The sequence below is a fragment of the Amycolatopsis sp. WAC 04197 genome, from assembly GCF_003947475.1.
In the GTDB taxonomy this organism is placed as follows: Bacteria; Actinomycetota; Actinomycetes; order Mycobacteriales; family Pseudonocardiaceae; genus Amycolatopsis; species Amycolatopsis japonica.
The window spans coordinates 18,240-33,316 of the sequence record NZ_QHJK01000005.1 but is presented as its reverse complement, the minus strand read 5'-3'; the positions used below and the strand labels follow the sequence as shown (position 1 = coordinate 33,316).

The following is a 15,077-nucleotide window of genomic DNA, read 5'->3' as shown; positions in this document are numbered from 1 at the left end:
CAGCTGTCAGGTGGTTTAAACCACTGCCATGAGCAATGCTGCCACGCCGAAACCGGAAACGGAAAGGACGGTTTCCAATACGGTCCAGGTTTTCAGGGTCTGCGGCACGGTCATGTTGAAGTACCGCGAGATGATCCAGAAACCACCGTCGTTCACGTGGGAGGCGATGATCGAACCCGCCGAGATCGCGACGACCAGCAGCGCGAGCTGCATTTGCGAGTAGCCCAGCGTCGCCACCGTCGGCGCGACGATACCGCTCGTGGTCACGATCGCGACCGTCGCCGAGCCCTGTGCGATACGCATTCCGCAGCTGATGACGTACGCCGCCAGGATGACCGGGAGACCGGCGTTGTCCAGCGAACCCGCGACGGCCTTGCCGATCCCGGTGGCGGACAGCACGGCGCCGAAGAACGCGCCCGCGCCGACCACCAGCAGGATCATCGCGACCGGGCGCAGCGACTTCGCCGAAAGCTCGCTCAAATCCTTGCCCGTCAAACCGCGGCGCAGCCCCAGCAGCCAGGACGCGAGCAGCACCGAGACCGTCAGCGCGACCGCCGGGGTACCGATGAACGCGGCGACACCGGCGGCGGGGGAGGCCTTGGGAAGCCAGATGCTGCCGAAGGTTCCGGCGAGGATCAGCACCAGCGGGACCGCGATGATCCCCAGCACCAGCCCGAGCGACGGCGGGTTCGTCTCCTTTTCGCCTTCTTCCTCCGCGACCAGGAATTCCGCGGGAACGGGCACGTCGATCCGCTTGCCGATCCAGGTCGAATACAGCACACCGCCGACGAGGAACGCGGGGATACCGCAGACCAGGCCCATCAGGATGATCCAGCCGAGTTCCACGTGCAGCAGACCGGCCGCGGCCACCGGGCCGGGGTGTGGCGGGAGGAACGCGTGGGTGATGGAAAGCCCGGCGAGCAACGGCAACGCGTACAGCACGAGCGAACGGCCGCCCTGTTTGGCGGCGACGTACACCAGCGGCGCCAGCACGAAGATGCCGATGTCGAAGAAGACCGGGATGCCGAAGACGAAACCCGCGAGACCCATCGCCAACGGGGCCCGCTTCTCACCGATGGCGCGCAGCAGCGCGCTGGTGAGCACCTTCGCCCCGCCCGAACGCTCCAAAATGGACCCGAGGATCGTGCCGAGCCCGATGATCGCGGCGATATGGCCGAGGATCCCGCCGAAACCCTTCTCCAGCAGGGAATCCGAGGCCTTCTGCGCGGAGCCGACGATCTGGACGACCGGCAGGCCCGCGGCCAGCGCGGTCAGCAGGCCGACCACGATCAGCGCGATGAAGGGCTCGAGTTTGACCTTGATGATGAGGAACAACAACACCGCGATCGAGACGGCGGCGAGGGTCAGGAGACCTCCCGTCGAATGTTGGAGCCAGTCGATCATCGGGCACTCCCGGGGTTCCGCAGTGAATGGCCGGCGAGGGCGCCGGTCGGTTGACCATCGTCGATGGCGGCGACACCGTTGACGAAGACATAGGGGATTCCGGCGGCCTGCTGCCGCGGCTCGTCGAACGTGGCGGTGTCGGCGACGGTTTCCGGGTCGAACAGCACGAGGTCCGCCGCGTATCCGGCGCGGACGAGCCCCCGATCGGTCAGGCGCAGGCGCTGTGCCGCGCGGCCGGTGAGGTGGGCGACGCATTCGGCGAGTTCGAGGACGCCGAGTTCGCGGACGTAACGCGCGAGGTAACGCGGGAACGTGCCCCAGGCGCGGGGATGCGGCCGCGCGCCGACGAGCAGCCCGTCGCTGCCGCCGGTGTGCGTGCGATGCCGCATGATCGCCTGGACGTTCTCCTCGTGCCCGACGTGCATCAGGCAGGACGTCCCGAGCTTTTCCGAGAGCAGGACGTCGAAGTACAGCTCCGCGGCCGGTTTCCCCGCCCGCTGCGCCGAAGCGGCGACCGAATGCCCGACGAGGTGCGAGTTCTCGTCGCGGCGGACACCGTTGATCTCGATGGCCTCCCAGTCGATCGGCACCCCGTGGGCGCCGTCGGAACCGGTCTCCTCGATCTCGGCACGGATCCGCTCGCGGGTGTCCACATCGGACAAACGGGCCAGCGTGGCGTCGAGCCCGCCTTCGGTCGCCCAGCTCGGCAGCAGCGCCGAAAGGTACGTGGCGCCGGGGAGATAGGGATAGGTGTCCAGCGTGATGTCGCAGCCGTCGTCGAGCGCCTGGTCGAGCAGCTCCAACAGGTTCGACGCCTTGCCCTTGTTCACCGAGAAGTTCATCGTGGCGTGCGCGAGGTGCAGCGGGCAACCGGAGCGGCGGGAGACGTCGACCATCTCGCCGAACGCCTCCAGCGCGCCCTTGCCGTAGCTGCGGTGGTGCGGGCTGTAGAAGCCGCCGTTCTCCCCGACGACCCGGCACAGCTCGACCAGCTCTTCGGTGGTCGCGTACATGCCCGGCGTGTAGGTGAGCCCGGACGACATGCCCATCGCGCCCTCGGCCAGCCCGGTCGCGATGAGTTCCTTCATCGCGTTCATCTCGGCTTCGGTGGCGGGCCGGTCTTCCCAGCCGACGGTGAGCATGCGGACGGTGCCCTGCGGCACCAGGTAGGCCGCGTTGACCGCGACCCCGGCGTCGAGCCGGTCGAGGTACTCGCCGACGGAACGCCAGTTCCAGTCGAACCCGGCCGGATCGTCGTTCCAGCCGGCGAGCTGCTGGCGCAGCGCGGCGAGGACGTCGTCGTTCACCGGAGCGTAGGAGAGCCCGTCCTGTCCGAGGACCTCGGTCGTGACGCCCTGGGAGAGCTTCGCGAGGTGATCGGGGTTGGCGAGCAACTGGAGGTCGGAATGGGAATGCATGTCGATGAACCCGGGCGCGAGCACGAGTCCTTCGGCGTCGATGGTGCGGCGGCCCGCGAGCGAGCCGGGTTCGGCGACACTGGCGATACGGCCGTCGGAGATGCCCACGTCGTGCCTGGTGAGCGGATCTCCGGTGCCGTCGGCGACCAGTGCCGAGCGGACGACGATGTCCATGGTGATTCTTCCTCTGCGGCGGTGGAGGACGGATCAGAAGTGGGTGCGGACGAAATCGAGCACGGTCTCGCCGTCGGGGCCGACGACCGGGATCAGGGGCCACTTGTCGAAGACGGTGCAGGGATGGGACAGACCGAGGGCGATCCAGTCCCCGACTTCGACCGGTGACGACGCGGGCAGGGTGAGAAAGGCGTGCTGGTCGTTCATCTTCTGGATGGAATGACCTTCGAGTGCGGACGCCTGCCCGTCGCCCTTGCGGATGAGGCGCGGTTCGGGCATGCCCTCGTCGAACGAGGCGTCCCGTTTGCCGATGGTGAGCAGCGCGAGTTCGTCCGTCGGCTTCGACGTCACCTGTGCCCAGGCGCGCAACGCGGAGCGGAACGACGCGACACCGCCGATCCGCGGGTGTTCGCCCAGCGGCGAGATCACCCGGTAGAAGCCGTCGTCGTGGGTCACGTAGGCGCCGCTGCGCAGGATCGGCAGGACGTCCAGGCCGCCCCAGTCCTTGGTGAGCTCGTCGGCGACGCGATCGAAGTACGCGCTGCCGCCACCGGTGACGATGATCTGGCCGGCGTCGTCGAGCAGGCCCTTGGCGTGGAAGGCGAACACGAGTTCGCGCAGACCGTCCACATAGGAGCTGATCAGCTGGAGCGACTTTTCGTCCGTGTGGTGGGAAAGCGCGCCTTCGTAGCCGCCGGATCCGCGCAGCCGGAGAGCCGGGCTGGCGTGCGCGGCCTCGGCGACGGCGAGCGCGGTCTCGGTGTCGCGGACACCGGTGCGGCCGCCCTCGGCGCCGAGTTCGACGAGCACGTCGACCTTGCGGCGGGCCCCGCGCAGGGCTTCGGTCATGAGCTCGACACCGCGGACCGAGTCGACCCAGCAGACGAACTCGAAGTCGTCGTCGGCGTCCAGTTCGGCGGCCAGCCACTTCAGACCGGAGGGATCGAGCAGCTGGTTCGCCAGCAGGATGCGGGAAACGCCGAACGCGCGGTATATCCGCAGGTGGCCGGCGTTCGCGCAGGTGATGCCCCACGAGCCGTGCTTCAGCTGCCGCTCGAACAGCTGCGGCGCCATCGTCGTCTTGCCGTGCGGGGCCAGCGCGACCCCGCGTTCGGCGCACCAGGCCGCCATCGTGCGCAGGTTGTGCTCGACGGCCTCTTCGTCGAGGACGACGAACGGGCCGAGAAAGCCGTCTTCGAACAGCTTCGCGCCGCGGGCGGCGGCCTCGCCGATCGTGAGACCGGACAGCGAGGGCGCGACCGAGCGGAAGCGCCAGTCGACGCGCTCCTCCCGGACGGCCGCGACCGCGGCGGAATCGATGGTGCCGGCTTGGAACATGAGGTTCACCTCGGTTGCGTATGTTGCAACGGACGTTGCGCATATTGCGTGGGATAGGTGTAGCATCCGGTCCGCTGGAGGTCAACGGCATGACGACTAGGAGACGTGAAGGTGACAAGCGCGCCCGACGTGTTGTGCATCGGGGAGTCGATGGCCTTGTTCGTGCCGGCCGAACCCGGGCCGCCCGACGAGGTACGTAAGTGGGTGCGAAGCATCGGAGGCGCCGAATCGAACGTCGCCTGTCATCTCCCGGCGCTGGGGATCACCAGCGCGTGGGTGAGCGCCGTGGGCGACGATCCGTTCGGCCGCGCGCTGGTGCGCGAGATCGGTGCGGCCGGGGTGGACGTGAGCGCGGTCGTGGTCGACCCGACGCGGCCGACCGGGCTCTACGTCAAGGAGAGCGGCGCGGACGGCAGCCCCGTGCGCTATTACCGGAAAGGCTCGGCCGCGTCCGGAATGGACGCGGGATTGCTGGGGAAACTCGATCTCGACGGGGTGCGGGTCGTCCACCTGTCCGGGATCACGCCCGCGCTGTCGGACGGCTGCCTCGACCTGGTGCGGGCGCTGATGGAACGACCGCGTGGGGACACGCTGGTGTCGTTCGACGTGAACTTCCGGCCCGCGCTGTGGACCGGGCGCGACCCGTCGGTGCTGGCCGGGCTGGCCGCCCGCGCCGACATCGTGCTGGCGGGCGAGGACGAGGCCGAACGGGTGTGGGGGACCGGTGACCCGGAACGGCTGCGCGCCGCGGTGCCGGGGCCGAAAACGCTGGTCGTCAAGCACGGGGCACGCGGGGTGACGTTGGTCGAGGGCGACGGGCCACCGCTGTTCTCGCCCGCGCTCCAGGTCGACGTCGTGGAACCGGTCGGCGCCGGTGACGCCTTCGCGGCCGGATTCCTCGCGGCCACCCTGCGCGGCGACGACCCCGCGACCCGGCTGCGACGTGGCCATCTGCAGGCCGCGGCCACCCTGCTGACCCACGACGACGTGGGCACGCCGCTGCCCGGATCCGTCGTCGAAGCACTCCTCGGTGCGGATGAGGCAGCATGGGCGGCGGCCAAGCTGACGGACAAGGGAGTGGTGGGCGGATGAGCCAGAGCCTGGACAGGGCGCTCACGCTGCTGGGCGGCCTCGCCCGCGAGCCGAAGACACTCGACCAGCTCGCCGAGGAGATCGGCGTGCACAAGTCGACCGTGCTGCGGCTGCTGCGCACCCTGGAGGCACATCACTTCGTCCGCCGGGAAGGGCAGCGGTACTACCGGCTGGGCAGCGCGCTCTTCGACCTCGCGCAGCAGGCGCTGGAGGATCGCGACGTCCGCCGCACCGCGCAATCGGCGCTCGCCGGGCTCAACGCGCGCACCGGCCACACCGTGCACCTCGCGTCCTATGAGGACGGAGAGGTCGTCTACATCGACAAGTTCGAGGGCAGGCATTCGGTGCGGATGTACTCCCGCATCGGGAAACGCGCGCCGCTGCACTGCACCGCCGTCGGCAAGGTGCTCGTCGCGGCGATGACGCCGGAGAAGCAGGCGGACGTGGTGTCGAGGATCGACTTCTTCGTCCGCACGCCGAACACGATCACCACGCCCGAGGCCTACGAGAAGGAACTCGCGCTCGTCGCCGACCGCGGCTACGCGGTGGACAACGCCGAGCACGAGGACTTCATCCACTGCGTCGCCGCGCCCGTCCGCGGTCCGGGCGGCGTGGTACTCGCGGCCGCGTCGGTGTCGGTGCCGAAGGTGCTGCTCGACTACGACGGCCTGATGGCGCTCGTGCCGGAGCTGGTCGCCGCCACCGAAGAAGCTTCCGTCCACAGTGGATGGACGGGGAACCGAAAGGGGAAGTTGGAATGAGCAAGACCGCGATCAGCACGGAGAACGCGCCGAAGCCGGTGGCCGCGTTCTCGCAGGCGGTCCGCAAGGGCAACATCCTGCAGGTGGCCGGCCAGGTCGCCTTCGACCCGGCCACCGGCGCCATCGTCGGCGAGACCGTCGGCGAGCAGACCGAGCAGACCTTCAAGAACATCGAAGCGGTGCTCGAGGCCGCCGGTTCGAGCCTGGCCGACGCGCTGATGGTGCGTGTCTACCTGACCGACGTCGACCACTTCGGCGCGTTCAACGAGGTCTACAACAAGCTGATCGGCGAGGCGCCGCACCCGGCCCGCACCACCGTGTACGTCGGCCTGCCCGCCGGCCTGCTGGTGGAGATCGACGTCCTGGCCGTCACGGACTGACCCTCGCGCGTGTGTCATGAAAGACCCTTTCCTGACGTTTTTCGTCAGGAAAGGGTCTTTCATGACACTTCGGGAGCTAGAGGACGCTCGTGTACCCGTTGAGGGCGGGCTGCCCGCCCAGATGCGCGAAGAGCACGTTCGAGTCCCGCGAGATCTCGCCGCGCGAAACGAGGTCGATCAGCCCCGCCATGGACTTGCCCTCGTACACCGGGTCGGTGAGCACCCCCTCCAGCCGCGCCAGCGTCCGGATCGCGTCCAAAGTGGACTCGTCCGGGATACCGTAGATCCTGGCGTGATAGCGCTCGTCCAGTTCGACGTCGCGGATCTCGCCCGCGCCGATCAGCTCCGCGGTCGCCCGGGCGATACGGGTGATCTGGTCACGCGTCTCCGCCGGTTTCGCCGAGCCGTCGATGCCGAGGATCCGCCGCGGCTTCCCGGAAAGCGCGGCCCCGGCGACCATCCCCGCCTGCGTGCTGCCGGTGACCGAGCAGACGACCACCGTGTCGAAGAAGACGCCGAGTTCGGCCTCCTGCGCTTCGAGCTCGACGATCCAGTTCGCGAAGCCGAGTCCGCCGAGCCGGTGGTCCGAACCGCCGGCCGGGATCGCGTACGGCTTCCCGCCGTCGGCCTCGATCTCCTTGACCGCGTTTTCCCAGCTCTCCTTGAAGCCGACGCCGAATCCGGCCTCGACCATCCGGATGTCCGCGCCGAGGATGCGCGAGAGCTGGATGTTGCCGACCTTGTCGTACATCGGGTCGTTCCAGTCGACCCAGCTCTCCTGCACCAGCACGGCCTTGAGCCCGGCCCGCGCGGCGGCCGCGGCGACCTGGCGGGTGTGGTTCGACTGCACGCCGCCGATCGAGATCAGCGTGTCCGCGCCCTGGGCCAGCGCGTCGGCGACCAGGTATTCGAGCTTCCGCGTCTTGTTGCCGCCGAACGCGATCCCGGAGTTGACGTCCTCGCGTTTCGCCCAGACCTTCGCGCCGCCGAGATGAGCGGTGAGCCGTTCGAGCGGGTGGACGGGGGAGGGGCCGAACAGCAGCGGATAGCGGGGGAAGTCGGCGAGGGTCATGGCGTCTCCAGGAGGTCTTCGAGCTCGGTCCAGATGGTTGCGGTGATGGCGCAGGCCGCGTCGACGTCGCCTGCTTCGATGGCGTCGGCCAGCTCCGCGTGGCGCTGGACCGACCGGTGGGCGGGCAGGGAGCCGAAGCGGGCGTATTCGAGACGTCGCAACAGCGGGGTGTAGCGGGCCAGCGTCGCGGCGATCGCCCGGTTGCGCGCGGCGGCCACCGGGACGTCGTGGAGTTCGTCGTCGGCGGCGATCGCGGCCGCGATGTCCCCGGCGGCGATCGCGTCGGCGAACCGGGTGTTGGCCGCCCGCATCGCGGCGACCTCCGCCGGTCCCATCCGCGGCGCGCCCGCCCGGACGGCGAACTCGTGCAGCGCGCGCACGAGCTGCAGGGCGTCACGGACGTCGTCGGGGACGAACCCCGCCACCCGCGTGTAGCTCTGTGGCTTCGACTCGACGAGACCGTCCTCGATCAGCCGCAGCAGGGCCTGGCGCACCGGCGCGCGGGAAAGCCCCAGCTGCTCGGCCAGGTCGCCGTCGCGCAGGTTCGTGCCCGGCGGCAGCGTGCCGTCGATGATCGCCCGCCGGATGCTCTCGTAAGCCTCGTCCCTCAGGAGGGACCTCGGCACCTTCGCTAACCCACTCACATCTGAAATGTTAATTGGCGGTGCGCCGGTTTGGTAGCCCGGATGTCATGAAAGGGCCGTTCCTGACGAAAAACGTCCTGAACGGCCCTTTCATGACACTTGAGGATCGGGAGGGACTAGTAGACCGGTCCCGTGTACTTCTCGCCCGGGCCCTGCCCGGGCGCGTCCGGCACGGCCGAAGCCTCGCGGAACGCCTTCTGCAGCGACTGCAGGCCGTCGCGCAACGGGCCGGCGTGCAGGCCGAGGTACTCTGCCGAAGCGGTGACCAGCCCGGCGAGAGCGGTGATCAGGCGACGGGCCTCGTCGAGGTCGCGGTGCGGTGAGCTGGCCGGGTCCTCGTCCGCGAGGCCGAGACGTTCGGCGCCGGCGGAGAGCAGCATGACGGCCGCCCTGCTGATCACCTCGACGCTCGGGATGTCCTCCAGGTCGCGGACGTCCGGGGAATACGGGGGTTGCTGAACGGGTTCATCTGACACGTCTGGTACCCTTCCACGAGCGACCAGCCCCCGAGCGATCGGGGGCGGCAAGTGGAGCCCCGCTCCCACCCGTGTCACCGCCGCAACATCAGGTGTCCGGGTCCGGTCTCGCCGAAGACGATTTCGGGCGTCGGAGGCGGTGCGTTCGGTTCTGGAGACTGAACGCGATCGGAATGAGTGGGCCTCGCGTACCTCACGGTACCGGGGCCTTCGGCATGTGGGCACCAGGTCGAAACGGTAGAAGAATTTACCTCGGACCAAGGAGGCCCCATCAGCTCCGAGACACGCATCAACGACCGAATCCGGGTTCCGGAGGTCCGCCTCGTCGGACCTGCCGGTGAACAGGTCGGCATCGTCCGGATCGAAGATGCGCTGCGGCTGGCACAGGAGAACGATCTCGATCTCGTCGAGGTCGCTCCGCAGGCACGCCCGCCCGTATGCAAGCTCATGGACTTCGGCAAGTTCAAGTACGAGAGCGCGCAGAAGGCCCGCGAGTCCCGCCGCAACCAGCAGCTCACCGTCATCAAAGAGCAGAAGCTGCGGCCGAAGATCGATCAGCACGACTACGAGACCAAGAAGGGTCACGTGTCGCGCTTCCTGGCGGCAGGCAACAAGGTCAAGGTCACGATCATGTTCCGCGGTCGCGAGCAGTCCCGGCCGGAACTCGGTTTCCGGCTGCTGCAGAAGCTCGCCGACGAGGTGACCGAGCTCGGGTTCGTCGAGTCGTCGCCGAAGCAGGACGGTCGCAACATGATCATGGTGTTGGCCCCGCACAAGAACGTGAAGCCGCAGAAGGCCGCGAAGGCAGCCAAGGACGAGTCGTCCGAGCCGCCCGCCGACGCGTAGCGCCGACCAGCACATGTCAGCGGCACACCGGGGAACACCGGTGTGCCGCCGCACGAAAGAGGACAACGTAATGCCGAAGATGAAGACGCACAGCGGGACGTCCAAGCGTGTCCGCGTCACGGGCTCGGGCAAGCTGCGCCGCCAGAAGGCCGGTCGTCGCCACCTGATGGAGAAGAAGTCCAACAGGCTCACCCGTCGCCTCGAAGGCACGACCGAGATCGCCAAGAACGACGTCGGCCGCGTCAAGCGCCTTCTCGGCCGCTGACACCCCCGCACTTGTAAACCCCGGGCGCGCCCGCCGCGCCCCCAGATCGACAGGATGGACCAGTGGCACGCGTCAAGAGGGCGGTCAACGCCCAGAAGAAGCGTCGCGCGACTCTCGAGCTCGCCAGCGGCTACCGCGGCCAGCGTTCGCGGCTGTACCGCAAGGCGAAGGAGCAGACGCTTCACTCGCTGAACTACGCCTACCGGGACCGTCGTGCCCGCAAGGGTGACTTCCGCCAGCTGTGGATCACCCGTATCAACGCCGCGGCCCGCGCCAACGGCGTGACCTACAACCGGTTCATCCAGGGCCTCAAGGCCGCGGGTGTCGAGGTCGACCGCAAGATCCTCGCGGACCTCGCCGTCAACGACGCCGCCGCGTTCACCGCGCTGGCCGAGCTGGCCAAGGCGAACGTGAACACCGAAGAGAAGAAGTCGGCCTGACCGGCCACAGCGCTCTTCCGCAACCCGGGGCGGCTCCGTTCACCGAACGGACGCCCCGGGTTGTTGCTGCGCGCAAGCTCACCCGCCGGGCCGAGCGGGAGAAGACCGGCCGGTTCCTCGCCGAGGGCGCGAACGCCGTCGAGGCCGCTCTCGAAAACGGCGGCAAGGTGTACGAGCTGTTCGTGACCGAACGCGCCGCCGCGCAGCACGAGCGGCTGCTCGCCGTCGCGCGTGAGGCGGGCGTCCCCGTCTCGCCGATCACCGATCGTGCCGCCGACGGATTGTCCGAGACCGTGACACCGCAAGGCATCGTCGCGGTCTGCGCGCTCGTCGACCGTCCACAGGAGACCGTCCTGAAGCCGGGCGCGAAGCTCGTCGTCGTCCTCGTCGACGTCGCCGACCCCGGCAACGCGGGAACCGTGATCCGGGTCGCGGACGCCGCCGGCGCCGACGCGGTCGTCCTCGCCGGGGACAGCGTCGACCCGCACAACGGTAAATGCGTGCGCGCGGCCGCCGGCAGCCTGTTCCACCCCGCCATCACCCGGATCCGGGACGTCGACGCGGCCTTGAAGGCCTGCTCCGCCGCCGGACTCCGCACCCTCGGCGCGCACGGTTACGCCGACACCGAACTCGATCAGGTGACCTTCGACGAGCCCACGGCGTGGGTGTTCGGCAACGAGGCGCACGGCCTGCCGCCTGAGGTCCTGGAAACGGTCGACCTCGCGGTGAAGATCCCGATGTACGGCCGCGCCGAGAGCCTGAACCTCGCCACGGCCGCGGCCGTCTGTGTCTACACAAATGCGATGGCTTCCCGGGCCGCGGCCACGTAGAGTCGCGGGCATCACGCCGTCGCACCACGACACCAAGGGAGCTCTCATGGAACGCAGTGTTCGTTCCAGCACCTTGTTTACGGCGTAGAGCGCGTTTTCGCACTCCCGAGTGACGGTGTGCCCAGCCCGAGGGTGATCGGGGGCCGCCGTTCGCTGTCCCATAGAATTCAGCAGCTGCTAAACCCATGTGTGCGCTCGCGTGCACCGGACCAGTCCCAGCGGACGCCGAGGAGTTATGTCCGAAGCCAACGACAAGCAGGACCCCCAGGCGGGGGCGCTCGCGCCGGAAACGTTGACGGCCGCCGTCAAACAGGCCGAGACGGATTTCGCGGCCGCGGCGGATCTCGACGCGCTGGCCGCGGTCAAACCCGCCCACCTCGGGGACCAGTCTCCGCTGCTGCTCGCCCGCCGCGAGATCGGCGCCCTGCCGAAGCAGGAGAAGGCCGAGGCAGGCAAGCGGGTCAACGAAGCGCGCCAGGGCATCCAGTCCGCTTTCGACGCCCGCCGCGCGGTGCTCCAGGCGGAACGTGACGAGCGGGTGCTCCGCGAGGAGGCCGTCGACGTCACGCTGCCGTGGGACCGCGTGCCCCGCGGCGCCCGGCACCCGATCGCGACCCTCTCGGAGCGGATCGCCGACGCGTTCGTCGCGATGGGCTACGAGGTCGCCGACGGCCCGGAGCTCGAAGCCGAGTGGTTCAACTTCGACGCGCTGAACTTCGGCAAGGACCACCCCGCGCGCCAGCTGCAGGACACGTTCTACCTCGGCGAGGAGGACTCCGGCCTGGTGCTGCGGACGCACACCTCGCCGGTGCAGGCCCGCACGCTGCTGCACCGCGACCTGCCCGTGTACGTCGTCTGCCCCGGCCGCACCTACCGGACCGACGAACTCGACGCCACGCACACGCCGGTGTTCTCGCAGGTCGAAGGGCTCGCGGTGGACAAGGGCCTGACGATGGCGCACCTCAAGGGCACCCTCGACGCCTTCGCCCGCGCGATGTTCGGCGGGACCTCGAAGACGCGCCTGCGTCCGCACTTCTTCCCGTTCACCGAGCCGTCGGCCGAGGTCGACGTCTGGTTCGAGGAGAAGAAGGGCGGCCCCGGCTGGGTCGAATGGGGCGGCTGCGGCATGGTCAACCCCAACGTCTTGCGTGCCTGCGGCGTCGATCCCGAGGTCTACTCGGGCTTCGCCTTCGGCATGGGTATCGAGCGCACCCTGCAGTTCCGCAACGGAATTCCGGACATGCGCGACATGGTGGAGGGCGACATCAGGTTCACCCTGCCCTTCGGAACGGAGGCCTGAGTGAAGGTCCCAGCCAGCTGGCTGATCGAACACCTCGACGTCGACGAAGAGGTCACGGCCCAGGATCTGGCCGACGCCTTCGTGCGGATCGGCATCGAGGTCGACGACGTCCGGAAACTCGAACCGGTCACCGGCCCGCTCGTGGTCGGCCGCGTCGCCGAGATCGAGGAGCTCACCGAGTTCAAGAAGCCGGTCCGGTTCTGCCGGGTCGACGTCGGCGAGTCGGAGGACGAGGACGCCGACAAGCCGGACGAGAACCTCGACGACGAGGACGACGACGAAGGTCCCTTCGAGGACGAAGGCCCCACGGGGATCAAGACCCGCGGGATCATCTGCGGTGCCACGAACTTCGCCGAGGGCGACCTGGTCGTCGTCGCGCTGCCCGGCACCGTGCTGCCCGGTGGTTTCGAGATCGGTTCGCGCAAGACCTACGGCCGCCTCAGCGACGGCATGATCTGCTCCGCGAGCGAACTCGGCATCGGCGACGACCACTCCGGCATCCTGGTGCTGCCGCCGAGCACGGCCAGCCCCGGCGAAGACGCGACCAAGCTGCTCGGCCTCGACGACACCGTCCTCGAGGTCACGCCGACCCCGGACCGCGGGTACACGCTGTCGGTCCGCGGCCTGGCCCGCGAGCTGTCCAACGCGCTCGACGTCCCGTTCGGCGACCCGGCGTCCATCGAGGTCCCCGAGGCCGAGAGCGACGTCTGGCCGGTGCACCTCGAAGACACCGAGGGCTGCAAGCGGTTCGTCTTGCGCCGGGTCAAGAACCTCGACGCGACCGCGCCGACGCCGTGGTGGATGCGCCGCCGCCTGATGCTGGCGGGGATCCGGTCGATCTCGCTCGCCGTCGACGTGACCAACTACGTCATGCTCGAACTCGGGCATCCGCTGCACGCGTTCGCGACCGGTTCGGTCAAGGGCGATCTGGTGGTGCGCAAGGCGAAACCGGGCGAGAAACTGACCACTTTGGACGATGTCGAGCGCACGCTCGACGCGGACGACGTGGTGATCGCGGACGACAGCGGGGTCATCTCGCTGGCGGGTACGATGGGCGGCGCGTCGACCGAGATCACGCCGGAGAGCACCGACGTGCTGCTCGAAGCGGCGCACTGGGACCCGTCGTCGATCAGCCGGACGGCCCGCCGTCACAAGCTGTTCTCCGAGGCGGCCAAGCGGTTCGAGCGCTACACCGACCCGCAGTTGTGCGCGGTGGCCGTCGAGTTCGCGGCGCGCCTGCTGCGTCAGTACGGCGAGGGCTCGATCCTGCCCGGCCGCACCGACGAGGGCGGCGTCGAGCCGAACCCGCCGGTGACCATGCCGATCAGCCTGCCCGACCAAGTGGCCGGGGTGCGCTACGAGCGCGGTGTCACGGTCAAACGGCTTTCGCAGATCGGGTGCAAGGTCAACGTGGGCACGTCGGAGGACGGCACCGCACTGGTGACCGCGGTCCCGCCGAGCTGGCGTGGCGACCTCGTGCAGCCCGCCGACCTGGTGGAGGAGGTGCTCCGGCTGGAGGGCTACGACAGCATCCCGTCGGTGCTGCCCGACGCCCCGGCCGGCCGTGGGCTCACCGACACACAGCGTCGTCGCCGCTCGGTCGCGCGTGCTCTGGCGGAGAACGGCTACGTCGAGGTGCTGCCCTTCCCGTTCATCTCGGACACGGTCTGGGATTCGTTCGGGCTGCCCGAGGACGACGTCCGCCGCAGCACCGTCAAGGTCCGCAACCCGCTGGAGGCGGACAAGGACCGGATGGCGAGCACCTTGCTTCCGGGACTGCTGGAGATCTTGCAGCGCAATATTTCCCGTGGCTTCAAAGATGTCTCGCTGTTCCACATCGGGCAGGTCGTGCTGCCCGGGCCGAACCCGATCCCGATGCCTTCGCTCGGGGTCGACCGGCGCCCGACCGACGAGGAGCTCGCGGTGCTGGAGGCGGCCGTGCCGCCGCAGCCGCTGCACGTCGCCGTCGTGCTCGCCGGTCAGCGCGCTCGCGCCGGCTGGTGGGGCGAGGGTGAGCAGGCGAACTGGGCCGACGCGGTTCAGGCCGCCCGGCTGGTGGCGCAGGCCGCCGGTGTCGAGCTGACCACGGCCGCGGCGGATCAGCCGCCGTGGCACCCCGGCCGCTGCGCGCAGCTGCGGGTGGGGCAGTGGCCGGTCGGTTACGCCGGTGAGCTGCACCCGAAGGTCGTCGAGGCGCTCGGGCTGCCTCCGCGCACCGTCGCGATGGAGCTGGACCTGGACGCCATCCCGATCCCGGACGACCGTCCGGCGCCGCGGATCTCGGCGTACCCGCCGGTGCTGCTCGACGTCGCTCTTGTCGCCGACGCGGGTGTGCCGTCGGCGGATCTGGCCGAGGCGCTGCGCGAAGGCGCGGGCGAACTGCTCGAGGACATCACGCTGTTCGACTCCTACCAGGGCGAGCAGGTGGGCGAGGGCAAGCGTTCGGTGGCGTACAAGCTGCGGTTCCGTGCCGCGGACCGCACGCTGACCGTCGACGAGGCCACCAAGGCCCGCGACGCCGCCGTCGCGGTCGCCGGTGAACGCTTCGGCGCGAGCCTGCGGGCCTGACCCTGTAGTTCCGTGAAGGCCCCCTTCACTCGGCTCAGCCGAGGAAAGGGGGCCTTCACGCGCTTCAGG

General features: G+C 69.2%; 15 protein-coding genes. 9 read left to right on the top strand and 6 right to left on the bottom strand.

Annotation, left to right across the window (positions count from 1 at the left end; all coding sequences use genetic code 11):
* Nucleotides 1-15 precede the first annotated feature (15 nt).
* The 3 genes from DMC64_RS20725 to DMC64_RS20715 are packed head-to-tail and all read right to left on the bottom strand — an operon-like array spanning nt 16 to nt 4,334.
* On the bottom strand, nt 16-1,404 hold the full coding sequence (locus DMC64_RS20725) for a GntP family permease (RefSeq protein ID WP_038511464.1): 1,389 nt from the start codon (nt 1,402-1,404) through the stop codon (nt 16-18).
* Nucleotides 1,401-2,996, bottom strand: a complete 1,596-nt coding sequence (locus DMC64_RS20720; protein ID WP_125734876.1) for an amidohydrolase family protein — start codon at nt 2,994-2,996, stop codon at nt 1,401-1,403. The genes DMC64_RS20725 and DMC64_RS20720 overlap by 4 nt, the downstream gene beginning before the upstream one ends.
* 33 nt (nt 2,997-3,029) lie before the next feature.
* On the bottom strand, nt 3,030-4,334 hold the full coding sequence (locus tag DMC64_RS20715) for an amino acid deaminase (RefSeq protein ID WP_125734875.1): 1,305 nt from the start codon (nt 4,332-4,334) through the stop codon (nt 3,030-3,032).
* A gap of 150 nt (nt 4,335-4,484) precedes the next feature.
* Between DMC64_RS20715 and DMC64_RS20710 the strand changes: the two genes are divergently transcribed.
* The 3 genes from DMC64_RS20710 to DMC64_RS20700 are packed head-to-tail and all read left to right on the top strand — an operon-like array spanning nt 4,485 to nt 6,567.
* Nucleotides 4,485-5,426: a sugar kinase gene (locus DMC64_RS20710; protein ID WP_233629767.1), complete on the top strand. Its 942-nt coding sequence runs from the start codon at nt 4,485-4,487 to the stop codon at nt 5,424-5,426.
* Entirely contained in the window at nt 5,423-6,187 is a 765-nt protein-coding gene (locus tag DMC64_RS20705) for an IclR family transcriptional regulator (protein ID WP_037345627.1), read from the top strand. Before DMC64_RS20710 ends, DMC64_RS20705 begins: the two co-directional genes overlap by 4 nt.
* Nucleotides 6,184-6,567 (top strand): RidA family protein, encoded by a 384-nt coding sequence (locus tag DMC64_RS20700; protein WP_007028047.1) that lies wholly within the window; start codon nt 6,184-6,186, stop codon nt 6,565-6,567. The genes DMC64_RS20705 and DMC64_RS20700 overlap by 4 nt, the downstream gene beginning before the upstream one ends.
* Before the next feature lie 76 nt (nt 6,568-6,643).
* Here the strand turns inward: DMC64_RS20700 and DMC64_RS20695 are convergent, their stop codons facing one another.
* The 3 genes from DMC64_RS20695 to DMC64_RS20685 all read right to left on the bottom strand — a co-directional run bounded on the left by DMC64_RS20695 (nt 6,644) and on the right by DMC64_RS20685 (nt 8,759).
* Nucleotides 6,644-7,639, bottom strand: a complete 996-nt coding sequence (locus DMC64_RS20695) for a 1-aminocyclopropane-1-carboxylate deaminase (protein WP_125734873.1) — start codon at nt 7,637-7,639, stop codon at nt 6,644-6,646.
* Nucleotides 7,636-8,265 carry a GntR family transcriptional regulator gene (locus DMC64_RS20690; RefSeq protein WP_199755043.1) on the bottom strand — a complete coding sequence of 210 codons (630 nt, stop codon included), beginning with the start codon at nt 8,263-8,265 and terminating at the stop codon, nt 7,636-7,638. The genes DMC64_RS20695 and DMC64_RS20690 overlap by 4 nt, the downstream gene beginning before the upstream one ends.
* A 134-nt stretch (nt 8,266-8,399) precedes the next feature.
* Complete coding sequence (locus DMC64_RS20685) at nt 8,400-8,759, bottom strand: DUF1844 domain-containing protein (protein WP_005163289.1); 360 nt, start codon at nt 8,757-8,759, stop codon at nt 8,400-8,402.
* A 270-nt stretch (nt 8,760-9,029) separates the two neighbouring features.
* Here DMC64_RS20685 and infC point away from each other — a divergent pair, with 270 nt between their 5' ends.
* The 6 genes from infC to pheT all read left to right on the top strand — a co-directional run bounded on the left by infC (nt 9,030) and on the right by pheT (nt 15,008).
* The gene (gene infC, locus DMC64_RS20680; RefSeq protein ID WP_051071860.1) at nt 9,030-9,605 is read left to right on the top strand and encodes a translation initiation factor IF-3; all 576 of its coding nucleotides are present in this window, start codon (nt 9,030-9,032) and stop codon (nt 9,603-9,605) included.
* Between the two features lie 70 nt (nt 9,606-9,675).
* The gene (rpmI, locus tag DMC64_RS20675) at nt 9,676-9,870 is read left to right on the top strand and encodes a 50S ribosomal protein L35 (protein WP_007028043.1); all 195 of its coding nucleotides are present in this window, start codon (nt 9,676-9,678) and stop codon (nt 9,868-9,870) included.
* Nucleotides 9,871-9,932: 62 nt separating this feature from the next.
* The gene (rplT, locus tag DMC64_RS20670) at nt 9,933-10,310 is read left to right on the top strand and encodes a 50S ribosomal protein L20 (RefSeq protein ID WP_005163284.1); all 378 of its coding nucleotides are present in this window, start codon (nt 9,933-9,935) and stop codon (nt 10,308-10,310) included.
* The gene (locus DMC64_RS20665; protein WP_125735103.1) at nt 10,307-11,140 is read left to right on the top strand and encodes an RNA methyltransferase; all 834 of its coding nucleotides are present in this window, start codon (nt 10,307-10,309) and stop codon (nt 11,138-11,140) included. The genes rplT and DMC64_RS20665 overlap by 4 nt, the downstream gene beginning before the upstream one ends.
* Before the next feature lie 235 nt (nt 11,141-11,375).
* Entirely contained in the window at nt 11,376-12,440 is a 1,065-nt protein-coding gene (gene pheS / locus DMC64_RS20660) for a phenylalanine--tRNA ligase subunit alpha (RefSeq protein WP_037345633.1), read from the top strand.
* Nucleotides 12,441-15,008, top strand: coding sequence for a phenylalanine--tRNA ligase subunit beta (pheT, locus tag DMC64_RS20655; RefSeq protein WP_125734871.1), 2,568 nt, complete (start codon nt 12,441-12,443; stop codon nt 15,006-15,008).
* The last annotated feature ends 69 nt before the right edge of the window (nt 15,009-15,077 follow it).

Bases quoted from the DNA above. Each gene is read 5' to 3' on its own strand.
- DMC64_RS20725 (WP_038511464.1), bottom strand. From the start codon at position 1,404: ATGATCGACTGGCTCCAACATTCGACGGGAGGTCTCCTGACCCTCGCC.
- DMC64_RS20720 (WP_125734876.1), bottom strand. From the start codon at position 2,996: ATGGACATCGTCGTCCGCTCGGCACTGGTCGCCGACGGCACCGGAGAT.
- DMC64_RS20715 (WP_125734875.1), bottom strand. From the start codon at position 4,334: ATGTTCCAAGCCGGCACCATCGATTCCGCCGCGGTCGCGGCCGTCCGG.
- DMC64_RS20710 (WP_233629767.1), top strand. From the start codon at position 4,485: ATGGCCTTGTTCGTGCCGGCCGAACCCGGGCCGCCCGACGAGGTACGT.
- DMC64_RS20705 (WP_037345627.1), top strand. From the start codon at position 5,423: ATGAGCCAGAGCCTGGACAGGGCGCTCACGCTGCTGGGCGGCCTCGCC.
- DMC64_RS20700 (WP_007028047.1), top strand. From the start codon at position 6,184: ATGAGCAAGACCGCGATCAGCACGGAGAACGCGCCGAAGCCGGTGGCC.
- DMC64_RS20695 (WP_125734873.1), bottom strand. From the start codon at position 7,639: ATGACCCTCGCCGACTTCCCCCGCTATCCGCTGCTGTTCGGCCCCTCC.
- rpmI (WP_007028043.1), top strand. From the start codon at position 9,676: ATGCCGAAGATGAAGACGCACAGCGGGACGTCCAAGCGTGTCCGCGTC.
- pheS (WP_037345633.1), top strand. From the start codon at position 11,376: ATGTCCGAAGCCAACGACAAGCAGGACCCCCAGGCGGGGGCGCTCGCG.